The 20727-nt window shown below is 61.5% G+C and carries 18 protein-coding genes; 7 read left to right on the top strand and 11 right to left on the bottom strand.

Annotated features, from left to right (window positions below):
- Positions 1 to 105: 105 nt before the first annotated feature.
- Positions 106 to 978: a LysR family transcriptional regulator gene (locus AC1RAC_RS25975; RefSeq protein WP_054897742.1), complete on the bottom strand. Its 873-nt coding sequence runs from the start codon at positions 976 to 978 to the stop codon at positions 106 to 108.
- A 104-nt stretch (positions 979 to 1082) separates the two neighbouring features.
- Between AC1RAC_RS25975 and AC1RAC_RS25980 the strand changes: the two genes are divergently transcribed.
- A complete protein-coding gene (locus AC1RAC_RS25980; RefSeq protein WP_259038597.1) occupies positions 1083 to 2594 on the top strand; it encodes an MFS transporter in 1512 nt (503 codons plus the stop codon).
- Between the two features lie 55 nt (positions 2595 to 2649).
- Here AC1RAC_RS25980 and AC1RAC_RS25985 read toward each other — a convergent pair whose 3' ends face one another.
- Entirely contained in the window at positions 2650 to 3060 is a 411-nt protein-coding gene (locus AC1RAC_RS25985; RefSeq protein WP_198791268.1) for an HPF/RaiA family ribosome-associated protein, read from the bottom strand.
- A 213-nt stretch (positions 3061 to 3273) separates the two neighbouring features.
- A complete protein-coding gene (locus AC1RAC_RS25990; RefSeq protein ID WP_054897740.1) occupies positions 3274 to 4221 on the bottom strand; it encodes a LysR substrate-binding domain-containing protein in 948 nt (315 codons plus the stop codon).
- A 137-nt stretch (positions 4222 to 4358) separates the two neighbouring features.
- Here AC1RAC_RS25990 and AC1RAC_RS25995 point away from each other — a divergent pair, with 137 nt between their 5' ends.
- The 3 genes from AC1RAC_RS25995 to AC1RAC_RS26005 all read left to right on the top strand — a co-directional run bounded on the left by AC1RAC_RS25995 (position 4359) and on the right by AC1RAC_RS26005 (position 7681).
- Entirely contained in the window at positions 4359 to 5735 is a 1377-nt protein-coding gene (locus AC1RAC_RS25995) for an L-serine ammonia-lyase (RefSeq protein ID WP_054897739.1), read from the top strand.
- Positions 5736 to 5796: 61 nt separating this feature from the next.
- Positions 5797 to 7086 (top strand): serine/threonine transporter, encoded by a 1290-nt coding sequence (locus AC1RAC_RS26000; RefSeq protein WP_492617103.1) that lies wholly within the window; start codon positions 5797 to 5799, stop codon positions 7084 to 7086.
- 277 nt (positions 7087 to 7363) lie between these two features.
- Entirely contained in the window at positions 7364 to 7681 is a 318-nt protein-coding gene (locus AC1RAC_RS26005; RefSeq protein ID WP_034128674.1) for a DUF3509 domain-containing protein, read from the top strand.
- Here the strand turns inward: AC1RAC_RS26005 and AC1RAC_RS26010 are convergent.
- Positions 7678 to 8166 (bottom strand): phosphate-starvation-inducible protein PsiE, encoded by a 489-nt coding sequence (locus AC1RAC_RS26010; protein ID WP_014717052.1) that lies wholly within the window; start codon positions 8164 to 8166, stop codon positions 7678 to 7680. The genes AC1RAC_RS26005 and AC1RAC_RS26010 overlap by 4 nt on opposite strands.
- Positions 8167 to 8594: 428 nt before the next feature.
- On the opposite strand from AC1RAC_RS26010, the gene AC1RAC_RS26015 reads away from it, so the two are divergent.
- Positions 8595 to 8855 (top strand): YebG family protein, encoded by a 261-nt coding sequence (locus AC1RAC_RS26015; RefSeq protein WP_003188807.1) that lies wholly within the window; start codon positions 8595 to 8597, stop codon positions 8853 to 8855.
- Positions 8856 to 8910: 55 nt separating this feature from the next.
- Here the strand turns inward: AC1RAC_RS26015 and AC1RAC_RS26020 are convergent, their stop codons facing one another.
- Positions 8911 to 9930, bottom strand: a complete 1020-nt coding sequence (locus AC1RAC_RS26020; RefSeq protein WP_034128675.1) for a Glu/Leu/Phe/Val dehydrogenase family protein — start codon at positions 9928 to 9930, stop codon at positions 8911 to 8913.
- Between the two features lie 187 nt (positions 9931 to 10117).
- Here AC1RAC_RS26020 and AC1RAC_RS26025 point away from each other — a divergent pair, with 187 nt between their 5' ends.
- Complete coding sequence (locus tag AC1RAC_RS26025) at positions 10118 to 10921, top strand: SirB1 family protein (RefSeq protein ID WP_492617104.1); 804 nt, start codon at positions 10118 to 10120, stop codon at positions 10919 to 10921.
- A 114-nt stretch (positions 10922 to 11035) separates the two neighbouring features.
- On the opposite strand, the gene AC1RAC_RS26030 is transcribed toward AC1RAC_RS26025, so the two are convergent.
- The 4 genes from AC1RAC_RS26030 to hmgA form a co-directional block, all read right to left on the bottom strand.
- On the bottom strand, positions 11036 to 12394 hold the full coding sequence (locus AC1RAC_RS26030; RefSeq protein WP_034128677.1) for an MFS transporter: 1359 nt from the start codon (positions 12392 to 12394) through the stop codon (positions 11036 to 11038).
- Between the two features lie 147 nt (positions 12395 to 12541).
- Positions 12542 to 13177, bottom strand: coding sequence for a maleylacetoacetate isomerase (maiA, locus tag AC1RAC_RS26035; RefSeq protein WP_259038602.1), 636 nt, complete (start codon positions 13175 to 13177; stop codon positions 12542 to 12544).
- 12 nt (positions 13178 to 13189) lie between these two features.
- Positions 13190 to 14476, bottom strand: a complete 1287-nt coding sequence (gene fahA / locus AC1RAC_RS26040) for a fumarylacetoacetase (protein WP_492617105.1) — start codon at positions 14474 to 14476, stop codon at positions 13190 to 13192.
- A gap of 3 nt (positions 14477 to 14479) precedes the next feature.
- The gene (hmgA, locus tag AC1RAC_RS26045) at positions 14480 to 15763 is read right to left on the bottom strand and encodes a homogentisate 1,2-dioxygenase (protein WP_054897734.1); all 1284 of its coding nucleotides are present in this window, start codon (positions 15761 to 15763) and stop codon (positions 14480 to 14482) included.
- A 120-nt stretch (positions 15764 to 15883) separates the two neighbouring features.
- On the opposite strand from hmgA, the gene AC1RAC_RS26050 reads away from it, so the two are divergent.
- Entirely contained in the window at positions 15884 to 16663 is a 780-nt protein-coding gene (locus tag AC1RAC_RS26050) for an IclR family transcriptional regulator (RefSeq protein WP_054897733.1), read from the top strand.
- 1 nt (position 16664) lies between these two features.
- Here the strand turns inward: AC1RAC_RS26050 and dacB are convergent, their stop codons facing one another.
- Both dacB and AC1RAC_RS26060 read right to left on the bottom strand, forming a co-directional pair.
- The gene (dacB, locus tag AC1RAC_RS26055; protein WP_492617106.1) at positions 16665 to 18122 is read right to left on the bottom strand and encodes a D-alanyl-D-alanine carboxypeptidase/D-alanyl-D-alanine endopeptidase; all 1458 of its coding nucleotides are present in this window, start codon (positions 18120 to 18122) and stop codon (positions 16665 to 16667) included.
- 157 nt (positions 18123 to 18279) lie between these two features.
- Positions 18280 to 20694 (bottom strand): TonB-dependent siderophore receptor, encoded by a 2415-nt coding sequence (locus AC1RAC_RS26060; RefSeq protein WP_492617107.1) that lies wholly within the window; start codon positions 20692 to 20694, stop codon positions 18280 to 18282.
- Positions 20695 to 20727 lie beyond the last annotated feature (33 nt).

Raw genomic sequence — 20727 nt, forward strand, 5'->3', positions numbered from 1 at the left:
GCGAAAAACTCACAGGCGCCGCGTTCATTCAGCAAACACGCGTTATCGTTGACGTTTTTCGCGAGCAAGCTCGCTCCTACAGATGGTTTTCAGTATGTTCAGGATCTAACTGCCCGCCAGGCAACTCGGGGTGGCCGCCACCAACGCGTCAATGGCACACCGCGTCTTGGCCGGCATATGCGCCGCCGTCGGCCAGATCACATGGATCGGCGCAGGTTGCTCACGGTAGCTGGGCAGCACGGCCTGCAACTGCCCGCGCAGCGCATAGTGGGCAATCAACCAACTCGGCAACCAGGCCAGGCCTACGCCCGCGATGGCGGCATCGGCTACCGCCTGGAGGTCGTCCACGATCAAGGGCGAAGCCAGGCGCGAGCGCTGCGCGGTGTTGCTGCGGTAGGCAATGCCACGATGAGCGGCCAGGTCTTCGATACTGCCAATAGCACCCTTGCGCTGCAAATACGCCGGCGACGCTGCCAGCCCCATGACCTGCTGACCCAGGCGCCGTGCGCTCAGGCGGTCGGTGTCGGGCAACGGGCCGATGCGCACGGCCATATCGAAGCCCTCCTGCACCAAGTCGATCATGCGGTCGGAAAAACAAAGGTCGATTTCCAGTTCCGGATAACGATCCAGCAAGGCCCACAACGCTGGCGCGGCATAGTGATGCCCAAACGCCAGGGGCACACTCACTCGCAAACGCCCGCGAGGTTGCTGGCGGCCGCTTTCCAACACGGACTCGGCGGCCTCCAGCTCTGCCAATGCGCGCAGGCAATGCTCGTAGTACGCCTGGCCATCCTCAGTCAACCGCTGGCGCCGGGTGGAACGCTGTAACAGGCAAGTGCCCAAACGCGCTTCCAGACGCGCCAGGCCCTTGCCCACCGCTGAACGCGTGAGGTTCAGGCGCTCGGCGGCTTCGGTGAGGTTGCCGCTTTCAACAATCTGCAGAAAGAGTTCGACACCATCAAAACGTGGGGTAGCCATGCTTAATTGTCGCCTTGTATTCCCTTGTCTACGGAAAAGTTATCGCCAATAAAGAACCTGATTCCCGAGAGAATAGCCCCTCCCGCTTTCGAAAGGAATGTCGTATGTCCCGCGCCGCCGCACTATCGGCCCTCACTCCCCCGCGCACCGCCAGGAACGGCCTGGCCCTCACCGCCGTCTGCCTGGTGGCCCTGATGTTCGGCCTGGAAATCTCCAGCGTGCCGGTCATCCTGCCGACGCTGGAACAGGAACTGGGCACGGGCTTTCAAGACGCCCAATGGATCATGAATGCCTACACCCTGGCCTGCACCAGCGTGCTGATGGCGGCGGGGACCTTGGCGGATCGCTTCGGTCGTCGGCGTGTGCTGGTGGTGTGTCTGTGGGTATTCGCCCTGGCCTCGCTGGCCTGTGGCTTGGCCAACGATGCGCCGACACTGATCGCGGCGCGTTTCGTCCAGGGCATTGGCGCCGGGGCCATGATGATTTGCCAATTTGCGATCTTGTCCCATCAGTTCCGCGAACCGGCGGCGCGTGCGCGGGCCTTTGCGATATGGGGCGTGATCGCTGGCGTGGGCCTGGGTTTCGGACCGATGGTGGGAGCCATGATCCTGGCCGTGGCGGACTGGCGCTGGGTGTTCCTGGTGCATGTACCGCTGACCCTGTTCACCTTGGCGTTGTTGCATATCAGCGTGCAGGAGTCCTGCGACCCGGCCAACCATCGCCTCGACATCGCCGGCATGCTGACCATGACACTCACGGTGTTTGCGCTGGTTTATTTCATCACCCAGGGCAGCGAAATCGGCTTTGGCGCGCCGGCGATGCTCGGCTGGGCTGGTTTGTCGGTCTTCGGGCTGCTGCTGTTTATCTTGATTGAGCGGCGCAGCGCCCATCCGATGTTCGACTTCTCGGTGTTCCGCATCCAACGTTTCAATGGCGCGTTGATGGGCTCGATCGGCATGAACTTCAGCTTCTGGCCGTTCATGATTTACCTGCCGTTGTACTTCCAGGCGGGCCTGGGTTACGACACGCTGACCACAGGCGCCGCCTTGCTCGCCTACACCTTGCCGACTTTGCTGGTACCGCCGCTGGCCGAACGCCTGGCCCTACGCTTTGGCGCCGAACGCATCATTCCCCTGGGCCTGGGGGTAATGGGCGCAGGGTTCATGGGAATGGCCGCCGTTAATTACGCCGAACAACCCAGCGTGGCGCTGGTGCTGCTCAGTTGCGTGATCGCCGGTATCGGACTGGCGTTGACCAATTCGCCGACCACCAACACCACCACCGGCTCCGTCTCGAATGACCGCGCAGGCATGGCCTCGGGCATCGACTTCAGCGCACGGCTGATCACCCTGGCGATCAATATCGCGCTGATGGGCCTTGTGTTGTTGTTAGGGATCAGCCACAACCTGGCCCATGTGCTGCCTGACAGCACGGCAATGGAGTGGGCAAGCCTCAGCCAGCATATTGCCGCCGGCAAGTTGGATGCGCCGGGGCTGACCATTCTGGATGCGCAAACAGCACTGCGCAGCGGCGCCGGCTGGGCCATGCTGTTTGCGGGGTTGGGCGCCTGCGGGCTGGCGATGCTGAGTCGGCATTTCTTCCGGCGTGAGCGCTGAACGAAAAACGGGCCTGCATGTGCAGGCCCGTTTTCATTGGGGAATGAAAAAACAATCAGCCGTTAATGGCAGCGTTTTCGTTTTCCAGGAATTCCTCTTCCAAAGCGTCTTCGTTCACTTTGTTGATTGGCTGGTTTTTACCGACAGCGCGCGGCTTGCCTTGCAGTTTGCCAAACAGATGTTCCAGTGCGTGGTCGAGCTTGACTGCGGCGCCATCGATCGCTTGCTCCAGCGTATCGGCTTTATGGCACACGGAAACTGGTTGATGGCCCTTTGGCCGTGCTTCCAGACGGCAACTCAAATCGTGGGGGCCGGGCTTGTCGCCGTTCTCGTCCCGCAGGTAGACCTCTACACGGGTCAGGTCTTCTTCGTAGCGTTCGAGCGTGCTCTCAATGGTAGTACGTACCCACTCCTCCAGTCGGATGCTGCTTTCAATATGGTTATCGCTATTGACTTGGATTTGCATAGTTCTTCCCTTATTTCAGCTAGCTCGCCAGAGGTCACAAACTGCAACACCGGGGTGGTGAAACCATGACCTCTTGATTACACAATTGAGCACCTGCTGAAACATTTCAACCCCTTTGCAAAGATAAATCCTACATTACAAATTAACCCTGACGACGAGCAAAAACGCTGGTAGGGTGGGGAGTTAGTTACAACTTCTTACGTTCTGTTTTCCTCACAATTGCCCCTCTCCCAACGGGTGCAAGCTGCGAAAAATCCCCGCTTCCTCCACCAGCCAGTCATGCACCGCACGCACGCCCGGATGGTTCAACGCGCCCGGCGCATACAGCAGCACGTAGCGTTTATGGTTGGGCACGGCCAGGCCGAACGGCACGATCAAGGTGCCGCGCTCCAGCTCATCGTTCAGCAAGGTGCGCCGCGCAATCGCCACGCCCATGCCGGCGATGGCGGCTTCGATAGTCAGGTGATTGCGGTTGAAGGTGTGCCCGCGCCGTACGTCGGCACCGTGGTAGCCGATGGCATTGAGGTAAAACTCCCATTCGGCATATTCATAACTCCCACGCCAGGCCGTGATGTCGTGCAGCAGCGGGAAATGGGCCAGATCCGCCGGGCCATGCAAGGGTGGGCGGCCACGCAACAGGCTGGGGGCGCACACCGGGAATATCTGTTCGTCCAACAGGGCTGTGGATAACAAGCCAGGGTAGCTGCCGTCGTTGAGGTCGATGGCCAGGTCGAAGTCGCCTTCATGCAGGGCGATGCTGCTGTCTTCGGCGACCATGCGCAGTTGAATGTCCGGAAAGCGCTGCTGAAAACGTGGCAGACGCGGGGTCAGCCACTTGCCCAGAAATGAGGGGATAGAACGCAGGCGCAAGGTGCCGCTGATCATCCCGGCGTCCAGGCGCTGCAGTTCGGCATCAATGCTGCCATAAGCCTCACCCACCACGGCCGCCAGGCGCTGCCCCTCGGCGCTGAGTTCAACGCCTCGCGCACGCCGATGAAACAGTCGAAAGCCCAGGCGCTCTTCTAGCTGGCGAATTTGTTGGCTCACCGCTCCCGGCGTGATGTGCAGTTCCTCGGCGCAGCGGGTGAACGATAGATGCCGCGCAGCGCAGGAAAACACATGCAGCCAGACATAGGTCTGGCCATGGAGGGGGCGAGTCATAGCGTTTAGTCCTGCTAAAGGGTGTCTTAGGATAATTCGTTGGTCAGTACCGATCCAGAGGCTCAGTATCGCGCCAATTCCGCCTGCTCTACAAAACATGGCAGCGATTTCTACTCCATTGCTTGTAAGGCTTTAGCATGGCTATCAGTGTTTTCGATCTATTCAAGGTGGGCATCGGCCCTTCCAGCTCCCACACCGTTGGCCCGATGCGCGCTGCCGCGACATTCGCCCAAGCCCTGACCGACCTGCATTTGCTCAGCCAAACCCGTCGCGTCGAAGTGCGCCTGTATGGCTCGCTGTCCGCTACCGGTGTCGGCCATGCCACCGACCGCGCCTGTGTCATGGGCTTGATGGGTGAATGGCCAGATCGCGTCGACCCCACCTCGATCAATGCGCGTATCCAGCAACTGCGCGAGTCCGGCCAATTGCTGCTGGCGGGCTCTCAGGCAATTGCTTTCAACTGGCACACCGACTTGCTGCTGCTGGACGAAAGCCTGCCGTACCACCCCAACGCCATGTCCTTGCACGCCTATGGCGACAGCGGCCTGCTGAGCGAACAAACCTATTACTCGGTGGGCGGTGGTTTCATCATCGAAGCCGCCGAAGCTGCATCAGGCATTGCGCCGACCAGCGACGTGCAATTGCCATACGACTTTTCCAGCGCCGTAGAACTGCTGGCCTTGTGCAACAAGCACGGCCTGCGGGTATCCGAGCTGATGATGGCCAACGAACGGGCGTGGCGCAGCGATGAAGATATCCGCAGCGGCCTGCTGCATATCTGGTCGGTGATGCGCGAGTGCGTGGAACAGGGCCTGCGCGATGAAGGCATCCTGCCCGGTGGCCTGGATGTGCCCCGTCGCGCCGCGAAGTTGCATCGCAACCTGTTGGAAATCGGTAAGCCCAACGTGATCACCTCGACCTTGTCGGCGATGGAATGGGTCAACCTGTTCGCCCTCGCCGTCAACGAAGAAAACGCCGCTGGCGGGCGCATGGTCACCGCCCCGACCAATGGCGCGGCCGGAATTATCCCGGCAGTGCTGCATTACTACATGAAATTCAACGCCGACGCGTCTGACGACGACGTGGTCAATTTCTTCCTGGCCGCCGCTGCCGTCGGCATCCTCTGCAAGAAAAACGCCTCCATCTCCGGCGCCGAAGTTGGCTGCCAGGGCGAAGTGGGCTCGGCCTGTGCCATGGCCGCCGCAGGCCTGGCCGATATCCTCGGTGCCACCCCGGAGCAACTGGAAAACGCTGCCGAAATCGGCCTGGAACACAACCTCGGCCTGACCTGCGACCCGGTCGGTGGCCTGGTGCAGGTGCCGTGCATCGAGCGCAATGCCATTGCGGCGGTCAAGGCGATCAACGCCACGCAGATGGCCCTGCGCGGCGACGGCAAACACTTCATCTCCCTCGACCGGGTCATCCGCACCATGCGCGATACCGGCGCCGACATGCATGACAAATACAAAGAAACTTCACGGGGCGGCCTGGCGGTCAGCTGGGTGGAGTGCTGATCGGAGCACTGCTACCCGCCCCAACGTGAGCCCGCGCAAAAATAATAACGAGGCAATACCGATGACTGATGTACGTACACCTGCTGCCGAAAATCCCGATGTCAGAGAAAACACAGTAACCACCGGTTGGACCAAACACGACACCACCTGGATGCTCGGCCTCTACGGCACCGCCATCGGCGCGGGCACCCTGTTCCTGCCGATCAATGCCGGCGTCGGTGGTTTCTGGCCGCTGATCGTGCTGGCGCTGCTGGCCTTTCCGATGACCTTCTTCGCCCACCGTGGACTGACGCGCTTTGTGGTGTCGGGCAAATCCGGCGACATCACCGAAGTGGTCGAGGAACACTTTGGTGTCGGCGCCGGCAAGCTGATCACCCTGCTGTATTTCTTTGCGATCTTCCCGATCCTGCTGGTGTACAGCGTGGCGCTGACCAACACCCTGGGCAGTTTCATGGAGCACCAATTGCACATGGCGCCGCCGCCACGGGCGATTCTGTCGCTGGTGCTGATCCTCGCCCTGATGGCCATCGTGCGGTGTGGCCAGGGCGTGATCGTCAAGGCCATGAGCGTGCTGGTGTACCCCTTCGTTGCCGCCTTGCTGCTGCTGGCATTCAGCCTGATTCCCAACTGGAACGGCGCGTTCTTCGCCTCGGCCAGCGCAGGCATGCCGCTGCCGCTGTTCTTCAAAACGCTGTGGCTGGCGATCCCGGTGATGGTGTTCTCGTTCAACCATTCGCCGATCATCTCCGCCTTTGCCGTGGACCAGAAGCGCGTCTACGGCGCCCAGGCCGAGCGCAAAAGCAGCGGCATCCTGGCCACCGCCCACGGCATGATGGTGCTGACCGTGATGTTCTTCTGCTTCAGCTGCGTGCTGGCGCTGTCACCGGCTGACCTGGCCGCTGCCAAGGCGCAGAACATTTCGATCCTGTCGTACCTGGCCAACCACTTCCAGACGCCGGTGATTGCCTACGCCGCACCGTTGATCGCGCTGGTGGCGATTACCAAGTCCTTCCTGGGTCACTACATTGGTGCCAGCGAAGGCTTCCAGGGGCTGATCGTCAAATCCCTGCGTGGGCGCAACCGTTCGATGTCGTCCAAATGGCTGGAACGCTGCACCGCGTTGTTCATGGTGCTGACCTGCTGGGCCGTGGCCACCTTCAACCCGAGCATCCTGGGCATGATCGAAACCATGGGCGGGCCGATCATCGCGTGCCTGCTGTTCCTGATGCCGATGTACGCCATCCGCCGAGTGCCATCTTTGCGCCAGTATTCAGGCCAGGCATCGAATGTATTTGTGGTGGTGATCGGGCTGATTGCGCTGTCTGCGATCGTTTTTTCCGTGATGCCCTGAATTAGCTCACTGATCTCCAAAAACAGCACAAAAAATGTGGGAGCGGGCTTGCTCGCGATTGCGGTCCTTCAGCCAAGTACTTGTTGGCTGAAGGACCGCAATCGCGGGCAAGCCCGCTCCCACATTTGAATATCTATGTCGGGTAAATCGCTGTACGGCACGTCCTTTGCTGTAGAACTTTTGAGGAAAACGGAATTTGGCCAGTGGTCAGGCAATGCGAACTAATCCCGACACCGGCCGTCAATGACTGCATGTTCTTATCAGGCGGTAACGCACCATGGACAATCCTTTTCAGATCATCACCGACACGTTCAGCCCCCAATACCGCGTCAACCTGAGCATCCAACGGCTGGACGGCAGCATCATGCTCACCCTGTCTGACGAGACTGGCGTGGTGGCCAAGCGCATGATCAGCGCCGAACAACGCAACGACCCGCAGCGCCTCAGGCGCCTGGTGCAAAGCATCCAGTTCGGCATCGCCATCGAACAGGGCCACAGCGCCGTGGAAATCCTGGAGCTGATGACGGACGGCGACAGCCACAAACTCCTGCAGCGACCGCCCGCCCGTACCCTGCCCTTCAGCGTCGGGCTTTAAAGCTCGCCTTTCTCGGTCTCAAGGCTCGCTTCGCCCTTGCGACGCGGGCTTTCGACCTTCACCGAAGGGAAGGCCGACGACGCATAGCGCACCACCAGGATCGCAAACGCCAACAGCAAAATACCGCCGCACAGGTAGATGATGCCCAGGTCCGGCGGGTTGTGGTGGGACACGTTGGAGATCAGCAAACGCGTGAGCGCGGTGATTGCCACGTAGATCAGAAAGCGCACCGGCATGTGGTTGGTCTTGAAGTAAATCCCGACCATCGCGCCCAATTCCAGGTAGATGAACAACAGCAAGATGTCATCGATCTTGATGTGCCCGTTCTCCAGCATCCCCAGAAATTCCATCACCGCCGCCCAGGCGGTCACCGCACCAATGGCGAACAGCGCCAGGTAATGGAACGACTCGACAAACAGATTACCCAGCGACTCGGCCAGCCCGTGTACTTGCTGACGCAGCCTTTCGGCCCAATTGATTTTCACGATGATGCTTCCTTAGGTCGGCTCGACCGGATAATGCGGGGTGGACGTGACGGTTGTTCTGCATGCAGAAAAAAGGCCAGCACTGCCATGAGATGATGGCTCGGTGGCATGAGGCACAGAAATCCGAGCCCTCGCCACAGCCCGATCGTTCCCACGCTCCGCGTGGGAACGCCGCCTGGGACGCTCCGCGTCCCTCAGACCTGCTCGTGGGTGACGCGGAGCGTCACGGGATGCATCCTCACGCGGAGCGTGGGAACGATCGACCATCAACCTCAGCGTGCCGTGCGAAATTTCCGGTTCAGCCCCCCTATTTCCCAACTACATTAAAAACCTACTACCCAAACCCCGACGTTTGGCTTATCCTTTTCGCTGTATATAAATACAGTAGTCGCAAAAGACAACTATCGTGAAGGCATGTGAGGTGGTGAATGGCCGTCGAAGTGGTATACCGCAGCAGCCGAGATCTGGAGCGTTTGTTCATGGATAAAGCCGAAGCTGACCGTCATGACAAGATGCTTGAACTCGCTGAGTTGCTGGCAGAGGTGTTGCAAAAAGCCGTGCCGTCGTTGAGCGAGCAGCAGGTGGAAGAAGCCGGGATCTACATGGCGAAGAACCGCGATGTCTTTGCCAAGGCGTTCAAGAGCCAACCGGACGCATTGTCCGAGTTGCTGAACCCGGCGGCGGAGTAAAGCCCGAATTGAACAGGCCCTGAATCATGGATTCAGGGCCTTTTTAATGCCTGCCCTATTTGTACAGCAGGCGTTCGGCCAGCTCATCGGCCACCCGTGCGGGGGAGCGTTTTTCGGCTTGGGCGTGGGCAAAGATTTCGGTCAGGCGGCTGCCGATGTTCGACAGGTGCGCGGTGATGCCTGGCAGGTCGGTACCGGCGTGTTTGAGGGCGACGTAGATCAGCCCGCCAGAGTTGATCACATAGTCCGGTGCGTAGAGGATGCCGCGGCCTTCCAATTGGTCGGCGATGTCCAGGTTGGTCAGTTGAGCGCTGGCCGAACCCGCCACGGCGGCGCAACGCAACTGGCCGACGCTGTTACGGTTGAATACGGCGCCCACGCCGCACGGTGCGAGGATGTCGCAGGGCGTGCTGAGCAAGGCGTCGTTGGCAATCGGGTGGGCACCCAGTTGCTCCATGGCCAGTTGCACCTTGCCGTGGTCGATGTCGCTGACCAGCAGCTCGGCACCGGCGGCGTGCAATTGTTCGGCCAGGGCATAACCGACATTCCCCAGGCCTTGCACCGCGACGCGCAGGCCCTCGAGGTTGTCGCTGCCCAGGCGCGCCATGGCGGTAGTGCGGATACCGGCAAACACCCCCATGGCAGCATGAGGTGCAGGGTCTCCGGCGGCGGTGGTGCTGGTGACAAAGCGAGTGTTCTGGGCAATGCAGTCCATGTCGGCGACCGAGGTACCGCTGTCGATCGAGGTGATGAAGCGGCCGTCGAGTTTTTCCACACAACGGCCAAACGCCTCGAACAGCGCCGCACGGCTTTCCACGTGCACGGGGCGGATGATCACCGCCGTGCCGCCGCCCACCGGCAGTCCGGCCAGCGCGGCTTTGTAGCTCATACCTTGGGCCAGCCGCGCAGCATCGGCCACGGCGGTTTCATCATTAGGGTAAGCCAGGTAGCGACAGCCACCCAACGCTGGGCCCAGGCGACTGTTGTGGATGGCGATGATCGCCTTCAAGCCGGTCACCGGATCAACGCTCAGGTGCAGCGATTCAAGGCGGGTGCTGTGCATGAGCGCAAACATCAATGGGCTCCCGAATCACTTCTGGTAGTGGGCCAAGTATAGGCTTGCGGCAGAAAACTGCTGGATTGCGCTGGAATAAGCCGCGCGTTTTCGTGGGATCTACGACATAAGAGCGTGGGATATCTCTCAAGATGCTGGACGAAAATTCGCAGCAAGGCTAAAACGGGGGCATATGCCGGAGAACTCAATGAATCCCCGCACCGCCTTTTTCGCCTGCCTGGACCGTTCACCCCCCGCGCTGTTTGAGGCCGCGCTGTGGATTGCTGCCGAGCATGACGCCAGCGTGCAGCCGGCGTTGATCCTGCACGACCTTGGCGCGCTACAACAACAGGTCAGCCTGGGCATGCCCCTGCTACCGGCGGATGAACTCGGCCAGCCGCTGCTGCGGCGCATGAATGACCTGGGGTTTGCCCAGGATGACCACACGCCGTTGCGCCCCGCCGCCGCGCTGCTGGACAAAGTGCTGCAACGCAAACGCGGGCAACCCTTGGCCATGGGCCTGATCGCACTGGAGATGGCACGGCGCCTGGATATCCCCCTGGTCGGCGTGAACTTCCCTGGGCACTTCCTGCTGCGGGTACCGGGAGCCGACCACCTGTTGGACCCTTGCGGCGGCCGGCGCCTGTACCCCAACGACTGTCGCGAGTTGCTGGCGCGCCAGTACGGGGCGAAGCTGAAATTGCAGGCCGATCACCTGCTGACCGCCGGGCCACGGGCCATCCTGCAACGGCTGTCGCGCAACCTGCGCCAACTCTACCTTGCCAACGACGAGCCACTGGCCGCCCTGGTGGACGCCGAGCGCGTACTGGAACTGGGCAACGCCAGCGCCTCCGACTACCTGGCGCGGGCCAGCCTGTATCAACGCCTGGACTGCCCCAGCGCCGAACGCTTCGACCTGGAACACGCCCTGCTGCTCAGCGACGACCCGATCCAGCGCCTGCGCCTGACCGAGCGGCTGGGGCATCTGCCGCCCAACTCAGTGGTGCATTGACCCAACTCCCAACTGTAGGAGCGAGCTTGCTCGCGAAAAAACCCAGGACACCCCGTTTAACCAGGATGCCCGCGTTATCGTTAACGTTTTTCGCGAGCAAGCTCGCTCCTACAGTTAGCGATTGAGAATATCGCCAGGCAATGGCGTGTTCGGTGTAGTGGGTCCCGGCGAGCGCACCTGAATAATCAACAACGCTGCAATCACCGCCGGAATCGCGCAGAAGAAGAAAATCTGCTCGACCGGTATATGCATCGCCAACAACAGGCTGCCAAACAGCGGCCCCAGAATTGACCCGAACCGCCCCACACCCAACGCCCAACCCGTGCCGGTGGCGCGCACGTGCGCCGGGTAGAAGTTGCTCGCGAAGGCATTGAGGGTCAGTTGCCCGCCGATGATGCAGAACCCTGCTGCAAACACGCAGGCCACCAGGTAGCGTGGGTTGTCGTGGTTCAAGCCCAGCAGAATGGTGCACAGCGCTGCCGCCGCCAGCACGCCGGACAGTAACCGCACTTTGCTTTTCAGACGGTCGGCAAACCAGGCCATGAGGATGGCGCCCAAGGTGCCAGCGAACAGGAACATGGAGGTGACCAGGTTGGCTTCGTTCAATGCCAGGCCGCTTTCGAGCAATAGCGACGGCAACCAACTGATCATGAAATACAGCAGGATCAGGCTGACAAAGAAAGTCGCCCAGATCAGCAGCGTCGGGCGCGCGTAGCCGTTGCGAAACAGCTCCACCACCGTCAGTTTGCTGCCCTGCTCCTGCAAGTTTTCAGCTTCGGTCGCCGGTGGCGGTTGCCAATCGGGCAGCATCCGCGCCGTGACTTTGCGCAAACGCAGATACGGCGGTGCATCGCGCAACAGGCGTGGCAAGGATTCGGGCAACAGCCACACCAGGAACGGGAACAGCAGCAGCGGCGTCACACCACCCGCCAGGAACACAGCCTGCCAACCAAAACCATCGATAAACCCGGCCGCCACAAAGCCGCCTGCTGCGCCGCCGAACGAGAAGCCGCAGGCCGCCAGGGTCACCATCAAGGTGCGCATCCGCGGCGGCGAGTATTCAGACATCAATGCCATGGCACTGGGCATCGCGCCGCCCATGCCAATGCCGCAGATAAACCGCGCCGCCATCAACGTGGTCAGGGAATTGGCGAACACCATCAATACCGTGAGGCTGGCGTAGATCAGCACGCACGCCAGCAGAATACGTCGCACGCCAAACCGATCCGCCAGCGGTGTCACCAGCAGCGAGCCCAGGGTGAGGCCCAGCAAGTTGGCGCTGAACACGGGGCCAAACGCGGACTTTTCCAGGCCCCAATCCTGGGCCAGCGCCGGCACTACATAGCCCAGCACCTGAGCGTCATAGCCATCGGTGACCAGTAGCAGTGCCAGCAGCAGGAGAATCAACCATTGGTAGCGCGACACCGGACGGGCGTCGAGTGCCGCACGAAAGCTGGCAATCTGATTGTGCATCGCAAGGTACCTGTTTTTTTATGATTGTTCCCACGCTCTGCGTGGGAATACAGCCCTGGACGCTCCGCGTCCGTTTTTAGAGCCGTGACGCAGAGCGCCACATGAGGCGTTCCCACGCTGAGCGTAGGAACGATCATTACAGGGGGTTCAGGGGGTGTCAGGTTGATTGGCGGGGTGGGCCTGCATGAAGGCTGGATGTTGGGCCGCCAACGCCGCCACCCGCCCAATGCGTGGGTATGCCGCCAAGGGCACCTTGAAGCGCTCGGCCGCATACAACTGCGGGATAAGAAACGCATCGGCCAAGCCCGGCTGCTCACCAAAGCAAAACCCGGTGTCGCCAATCAACTGCTCCACAGCGCCCAGGCCCTGGCTGATCCAGTGCCCGATCCACTCCAGCAATTGCGCCTCATCGTGCCCCCACTTGCGCAGCAAGTTCTGGGTGCTGGAGTTATGCAACGGGTGGATATCACAGGCGATGATCGACGCCACCGCCCGCTCATGAGCCCTGGCGAGCAAATCCCTGGAGAACATCGGCACCTGTGGATAACGCTCTTCCAGGTACTCGATGATCGCCTGTGACTGAATCAACAACGCCCCTTCATCGGTACGCAACGCCGGCACGCGCCCTTGGGGGTTGATCGCCAGGTATTCAGGCCGGCGGTTGGCGCCGCCTGCCGGCACCAGCAGGTTGACCGGCAGCGCGGTGAAATCCAGGCCTTTGAGGGCCAGGGCAATACGTACTCGATACGACGCGGTAGAACGGTAGTAAGTATAGAGTTCCATGGCCCTGCCCTCTCAGCGCGCCGCGACCACGGTACCGCGGCATTCGCCGAAGCCGATGGAGGCAAAGCCCTCGCGGCTGCAACGGGCACGCAGAATGATTTCGTCGCCGTCTTCAAGGAATTTACGTACCTCGCCGGAGGCCAATTCAATCGGCTTCTTGCCGCCTTCGGTAATTTCCAACAGGCTGCCGAACTGCCCCGGCTGCGGGCCAGACAACGTGCCCGAACCAAACAGGTCACCCGCCTGCAACTGGCAGCCATTGACGCTGTGGTGCGCCACCATTTGCGCCACGGTCCAGTACATGTGCTCGGTGTTGCTCAGGGTCAGGCGATGGGCGGGCAGGTTTTGCTCACGCATCGAGGCCGTGGTGAGCAGCACTTCCAGTTCGATATCAAAGGCGCCCGCGTTCTGATCGCGCTTATCCAGCAGGTATGGCAGCGGTTGCGGATCACCTTCAGGGCGCGGTGGCTGGGCTTTGCGGAAAGGCTCCAAGGCTTCGGCAGTCACCACCCACGGCGAGACGCTGGTGATAAAGCTTTTCGACAAGAACGGCCCCAGCGGCTGGTACTCCCAGGCCTGGATATCCCGCGCCGACCAGTCGTTGAGCAGGCAGAAACCGGCGATATGCTCGGCGGCATCACCAATGGCAATCGCATCGCCCATGGCATTGCCCTGGCCGATCCAGATGCCCAGCTCCAACTCATAGTCCAGGCGCGCGCATGGGCCAAAGGTCGGCGCGGACTGACCGGCTGGCAAGGCCTGGCCCTTAGGGCGTCGCACCTCTGTACCCGAGGGACGAATGGTCGAGGCACGGCCGTGGTAACCAATCGGCACGTACTTGTAGTTCGGCAACAGCGGGTTATCGGGGCGGAACAATTTGCCGACGTTTTGCGCGTGCTCGATGCCGACGTAGAAGTCGGTGTAGTCATTGATCTTGGCCGGCAGGTGCATCTGGCAATCGGCGGCACGGTGCAGCACTTGCGCCTCGCGGGTTTGCAGCTTGCTGCCTTCGGCCAGCAGTTCCAGCAGGCGCTGGCGCAGGGCAACGCGAGGCCCACGGCCCAGTTCGAAAAACGCGTTCAACTGCCCGCCCGCAGTGGCTTCGACGGCGCGCCGGGCGTCACCGTCAAACTCATCCAGCGCGGCGTGCAGGTCGAGGATCATGTCGCCAATCGCCACGCCACTGCGCGGGGCCGAGCCGTTGATACTGAACACGCCCAGGGGCAGGTTTTGCAGGGGGAAATCCGCGTGACCATTGGCCGAGGCCACCCAGCTGCGGGTCTGCGTTGGTTGAGTCATGGGTTATCTCCGGTTCGGGTTGAAGGTGGCGGGCAGCGAGGCCCAGCACGCGTCGTAAGCAGGTTGCAGTTGGGGGCACTCCAGGGCGAACTGGGTCGGACGCAGCACTTGGCTGGTCTCGAACATGAAGGCCATGGTGTTATCGATCTTGTGCGGCGCCAGGTCCACGTTGATGGCCTTGGTGCAAGTTTCGCCATCCGGGCCGTGGGCGCTCATACAACTGTGCAGCGACGCGCCGCCCGGCAGGAAGCCTTCGGCCTTGGCATCGTAGGCGCCCTGGATCAGGCCCATGTATTCGTTCATGAGGTTGCGATGGAACCACGGCGGCCGGAAGGTGTTCTCGGCCACCATCCAGCGCGGCGGGAAGATCACGAAGTCGAGGTTGGCCAGGCCGTGCACGCTGGTGGGCGAGGTCAGCACGGTGAAGATCGACGGATCCGGATGGTCAAAACTCACCGTGCCAATGGTGTTGAAGCGACGCAGGTCGTATTTGTACGGCACGTTATTACCGTGCCAGGCGACCACGTTGAGCGGTGAGTGATCCAGCTCGCAGGCCCACAGTTCGCCGAGGAATTTCTGTACCAGCGTGGTCGGTTGCTTGAGGTCTTCGTAACGGGCGACGGGCGTGAGGAAATCGCGCGGGTTAGCCAGGCCGTTGCTGCCAATCGGCCCCAGGTCAGGCAGGCGCAGCGGGGCGCCATGGTTTTCAGCGACGTAGCCGCGGGCTTGCGCGTCCAGCAGTTCGACACGGAACTTGAGGCCACGGGGCAGCACCACGATTTCCAGCGGCTCGACATCCAGCACGCCCAGTTCGGTGGCGATGCGCAAGCGGCCCTGCTCCGGTACGATCAGCAACTCGCCGTCGGCGTTGAAGAACACGCGCTCCATGGAACGATTGGCGCGGTAGTTATAAATGCTGATGCCCGAAGGTTTTTCCGACCCCGAGTTGGCAACCATGCCGACCAGTCCATCGATAAAGTCCGTGGGTTCACTCGGAATATCCAGCGGGTTCCAGCGCAGGCGGTTGGGCGTCACCGCCCCCAGCGGGCCACCGGCCAATTGCCGCGCAAGTTTGACGAACGCCGGGTGATTGGCGGACGGCTGGATGCGGTACAGCCAGGTGCGCCGGGCTTCGCTACGCGCCATGGTGAAGGCAGTGCCGGAAAACAGTTCGGTGTAGAGCCCGTAGGGGGCTTTTTGCGGCGAGTTCTGGCCGACCGGCAGCGCGCCAGGCAAGGCTTCGCTGGCGAATTCGTTGCCGAAACCCGAAAGGTATTCGAGGTCCATGGATCTTCCTCTGTACAGAAGTTGTTTTTATCGTAATCCAGTTACGCATAACGTAATTTGATCACTGTCGACCGTCAAGCTATAAAGACGCCCATTCATCTCTCGGATTCTCGCCCTTCCATGGAAAAGCCCCGCGACACCGGTAAACAGAAAGTCCGCTCGGCGGAAGTCGGCACCGATATTCTCAAGGCCCTGGCCGAACTGTCCCCGGCCACCTCGCTGTCACGCCTGGCAGAGCATGTGCAGATGCCAGCGAGCAAGGTCCACCGCTATTTGCAGGCGCTGATCGCCTCGGGTTTTGCCGAACAGAACAGCGCCACCAACCATTACGGCCTGGGCCGCGAAGCGTTGCGCGTGGGGCTGGCGGCGCTGGGCAGCATGGATGTGTTGAAAGTCGGCGCCATGCCCTTGGCCGAACTGCGCGATGAGTTGAATGAAACCTGCTTTCTGGCGGTGTGGGGCAACCAGGGCGCGACCGTGGTGCAGATTGAGCCAGCCGTGCGCGCCGTCACCGTGGTGACGCAGTTGGGCTCAGTGCTGCCGCTGCTCAGCTCGTCCACCGGACTGGTGTTCAGCGCCTACTTGCCGTCGCGGGAAACCGTGGAGTTGCGCGAACGCGAGGTTCAAGCCGGCACCGCTCACACCTTGGCGGACGATCAAGCCTATGCCAGCGTGTGCGAGCAAATCCGCAGCCGCGGCCTGCATTTTGTACATGGCCTGCTGATGCCCGGCGTGGATGCGTTGTCGGCGCCGGTGTTCAATGCGGTCGGGCAAGTCGCGGCGGTGATGACCGTGGTCGGCCCAACCTCGCTGTTCCATGCCGATGAAGATGGCCCGGCGGCGCAGCATCTGCTGGCGGCGACCCGGGCCGTGAGTTGGCGGATGGGCTATCAGCCCTGAATCAATCGTCGCTGCGCGCCAGCGCCACGGCCACGCGATCCTCCAACGCCTTGACCTGCGCGCCGGCCACCACGTAGTTGTTGGTCAGCATCGAGAACACCAGCTTGCGCCCGCCGGCATCGGTGATGTACCCACTCAATGACGACACGCCGCCCATGGAGCCGGTCTTGGCGTGCAGGTTGTTTTGCGCCTGTGTGTCGCGCAAGCGATAGCGCAGGCTGCCGCCGGTCATGCGGTCGGTGTTGCCGGCAATCGGCAGCGCGTTGTACCAGGCGTCAAACCACGGCTGTTTGCTGGCGGCCAGCAGCAGGTCGGTGAGGGTTTGCGACGACACCAGGTTGCGCCGCGACAGGCCTGAGCCGTCGACCTGACTGAATGTGACGGTTTCCAGCCCCTGGCGCTTGAGGAACCCGGCCACCGCCACAGCGCCCGCCGCTGCCGTGCCGCTATTGGCCGTCTTGCGCCCCATGGCCTTGAGCAAGGCTTCAGACATATTGTTGTTCGAAAGCTTGAGCAGCGGTGTGATCAACGCCTGTAACGGCGCCGATTGGTGCTCGGCCAGCACCGTTACCGCCGTCGGGCTTGCCCCGCCCATCACCCGACGCCCCAGTACGGTGATGCCCTGTTGCGCCAAGGCTTGTTCAAACAGATTCGCGACCAGTTGCGTTGGCTCCCAGACGCTGACCAATTGCTGGCTCTGCTTTCCCGGCGCTACTGCGCCGCTGAGTTGCAACAGGTTAGTGCCGTGACGGCGATTGATTCCATAGCTGTTGCCCGGTCCGCTCATGGCATGGTTGCTCAGTTGCAGGTAATCAGTAGGCGGGAAAATATCGACACTCACCGGCGAGCCGTTCCGCAATGGCGCCTTGGCCGTAACCAGTACGCTGCCCGCATCAAAATCCGCATTGGGCGCCACGGTCAGCGCCGAAATCTGCGCGCCGTAGTAGGTGGTTTCATCGTCATGGGACCAATCCACCCCCAATCGCTCGGCATCGAACCAGGTGTCATCGAACACCAGATCACCCTGCACCTGGCGCACGCCTTGGCTGGCCAATTGCGCGGCCAGCGCCTGGTAGTCGGCAAACTGAATGCTCGGGTCGCCCAGGCCACGCAGGTAAAGATTGCCGGTCAGGCGGTCGCCCTGGCGTATGCCATTGCTCAGCAGTTGGGTGGCAAAGCGGTATTGCGGTCCCAGTACATCCATCGCTGCGGCAGTGGTCAGCAATTTGAGATTGGACGCTGGCACCAGCCGGGTACGAGGGTTGTGCTGATAGAGCGTGGCGCCACTGCGGGCATCGCGCACCATCAGCGAGACGGTAGCGCCGTGCAGCGCCGGGTCGCTTAACAACTTATCCAGGGTTGCCGGGGTGGAAGTCGGTGAAACGCTGGCGCAGCCGCCCAACAAGAAGCTTAAGCCGACCAGCAGAGTGCCGGTGTGTATCCATTTTCCAAAGTGCATCAGTGTGCCGTTCCCGCAAAATCAACAATAACGGCAACGCTAACACTGTAGGAGCGAGCTTGCTCGCGAAGAACGCGCAGTCACCGCGCTGAACCAGGCAGCCCGCGTGAGCGTTGACGTTTTTCGCGAGCAAGCTCGCTCCTACAAAGGGATGGCGTTAGAAGGTAAGCGTGCTGGACACCGACACCTGCCGCGCATCGCCCATGGACACAAACTGCGTATTCACCGAGGACGTGTAGTAGGTACGGTCGAACAGGTTTTTCACGTTGAGCTGGAACTTGACCTTCTGCCCCTCAAGCCTGGTGTCATAGCTGGCGAACACATCGGCCACGGTGTAGCTGGGCAGTTCGAAACTGTTGGCCGCGTCCCCTGCCCGCTCGCCGACATAACGCGCCCCGGCGCCGACGCGCAGTTGATCACCGCCCAGGATGCTGCCGAAGTCGTACACCGCTGACAGCGAGCCGGTGCTTTTTGCCACGTTCTGCAGGCGGTTGCCTTTGAGCTTGGGGTCTTCGGTGACCTCGGCATCGGTGTAGGCATAGCTGCCGATCAGGCTCCACTTATCCGTCAGCTGGCCGCTGGCATCCAACTCCAGACCACGGGAGCGCACTTTGCCGGCCACGCTGTACTCCGAGGTCAGGCCCTCGCCTACCTGCACCAACACGTTGCGTTTATCGATGGTGAACAACGCTGCGCTGGCGGTGATACGCCCCGGCAGGTCGAACTTGGTACCCAGCTCCCAGGCTTTGGATTCCTCCGGCTGCAAACTGCCATTCAACACGGTTTTATTGGCCAGTGGCGCGATGGTGGAGTTGGGTTTGAACGACTCGGTGTAGCTGCCGTAGAACGACAATTCGTCACTGTAGCGATACACCAACCCGGCCCGAGGCACCCACTTCTGGCCATTGCCGTCGGTGTTGGCGGTGAACGGCACGCCTTTGCCGGCGTATTGGTCGTACATCTGGTAGCGCGCACCGCCGACCAGAATCCATTGATCGTTGAGGTGGATGGCATCCTGGAAGAACAGCGAATCGCTGCGCAAAAGATCGGTCTGGTTGCTGTCCGGCGCGCTGACTTTGGAACCGGCGACTTCGTTGCCGTATACCGGATTGGTGTAATCAAAGCTGCCCCGCGGTGCCTGGCGGATCAGGTCGGCGCGGTAGATCTTGCGGTACTCATCGTCCAGGCCGAACACCAGGTCGTGCTGCATACCCGCGACATCTACCTTGCCTTCGAGGCTGGCGGTGGCGAAGCGGTCGGTGGTCAGCGCGCCCTGGGTGCCGTCCATGCTGCGGGTCAGGGTACCGTTGGTGTTGACCTTGACCACGCGCACCTGGCTGGCGTCGTAGGTCTCGCGGTTCCAGCTGTAACCGAAGTGGGCTTTCCAGTCGTCGTTGAGATCATGATCGACAGTCAGGCGGTACAGATCGGAGCGCCCTTCCATATTGTTGAACGGTTCATCCAGACGGCGGGTGGCGGGGATGTTCAACGGATGGTTGGTCTTGGGGTCGATGGCGGTGCCACGGTCGAACGGCGCGAGAAATTCGCGGTGCTCATAGGCCAGCAGCACTTGGGTGGTGTCGCCATACCAGGCCAGGGACGGCGCCACCAGGGTTTCGCGGTGGGTGCCGTAGTTGCGCCAGTAATCTTCGTCTTCATGGTCGAGGATCAGGCGATAAGCCAGGCCGCTGTCACCCAGGGGCCCGGTGGTGTCGAGGTTGCCGCCGCTGCCGTTCTTGCCGCTGCCGAAGGTCGAACCGCGTGCGGTCAGGGAGGTGGACTGCACCAGCTCAGGCTTTTTGCTGACGATATTGACTACACCGCCTGGGTCCTGGATGCCATACAACAGCGACGACGGGCCCTTGAGCACTTCGACGCGCTCGGCTGTCGCGTTCAAGGCACGGCCCTGCACCATTGGCATACCGTCCTTCATGATCGAGCCGTTACGGTTGTCGCCAAAGCCGCGCAACATCACCGCGTCCTGGGTGCTGCCGAGGGTGTTTGTCTGGGTGATACCGCTGATATTGCCCAGCGCGTCATCCAGGTTGCGCGGTTGCTGGTCGCGCAGCACTTGAGCAGGCACTACGTTGACGGTTTGTGGGGTTTCCAACAGCAACCCATGGGAGCGCATTACCGAGCTGGTCGGCGGCGGTTGGTAGCTGGTGCTGTCCTGGGCGAGGTTGGCGCCGCTGATGGTGGTAGCGCCGAGGTTGACGGCGCCGTCGGTTGGCACCGGCTCCAGCGCCAGGGTGCGGGCATCGATCTGGCGGAACGTGAAGCCGGATCGGCTCAGCAGGCGTTGCAGCGCCTGGCTCGCCGTCATCGGCCCACTGACCGCCGGGGCATTTAGACCGTAGGGCGCTTCATCGGTATAGATCACGCTGATGCCGGTGACCCGGCTGAACTCGCTCAGGGCCTGGGGCAGTGGTTTGGCTGCCAGGGCAAAATTGAACTGGGCGCTGTGCTGCTCCTGCGCACGCGCAACGCTCAAGGGCAGCAACGCCAGCCCCGACACTGCCAAGACCGAAGCTCCCAGCCACTGTTTTACCCAACCGCCCGCCGTCGACTTCATGCTCTGAGAACCCGTGTTGAAAACGCTGTTAAT

Source organism: Pseudomonas sp. GW823-FHT02F05, from assembly GCF_058797315.1.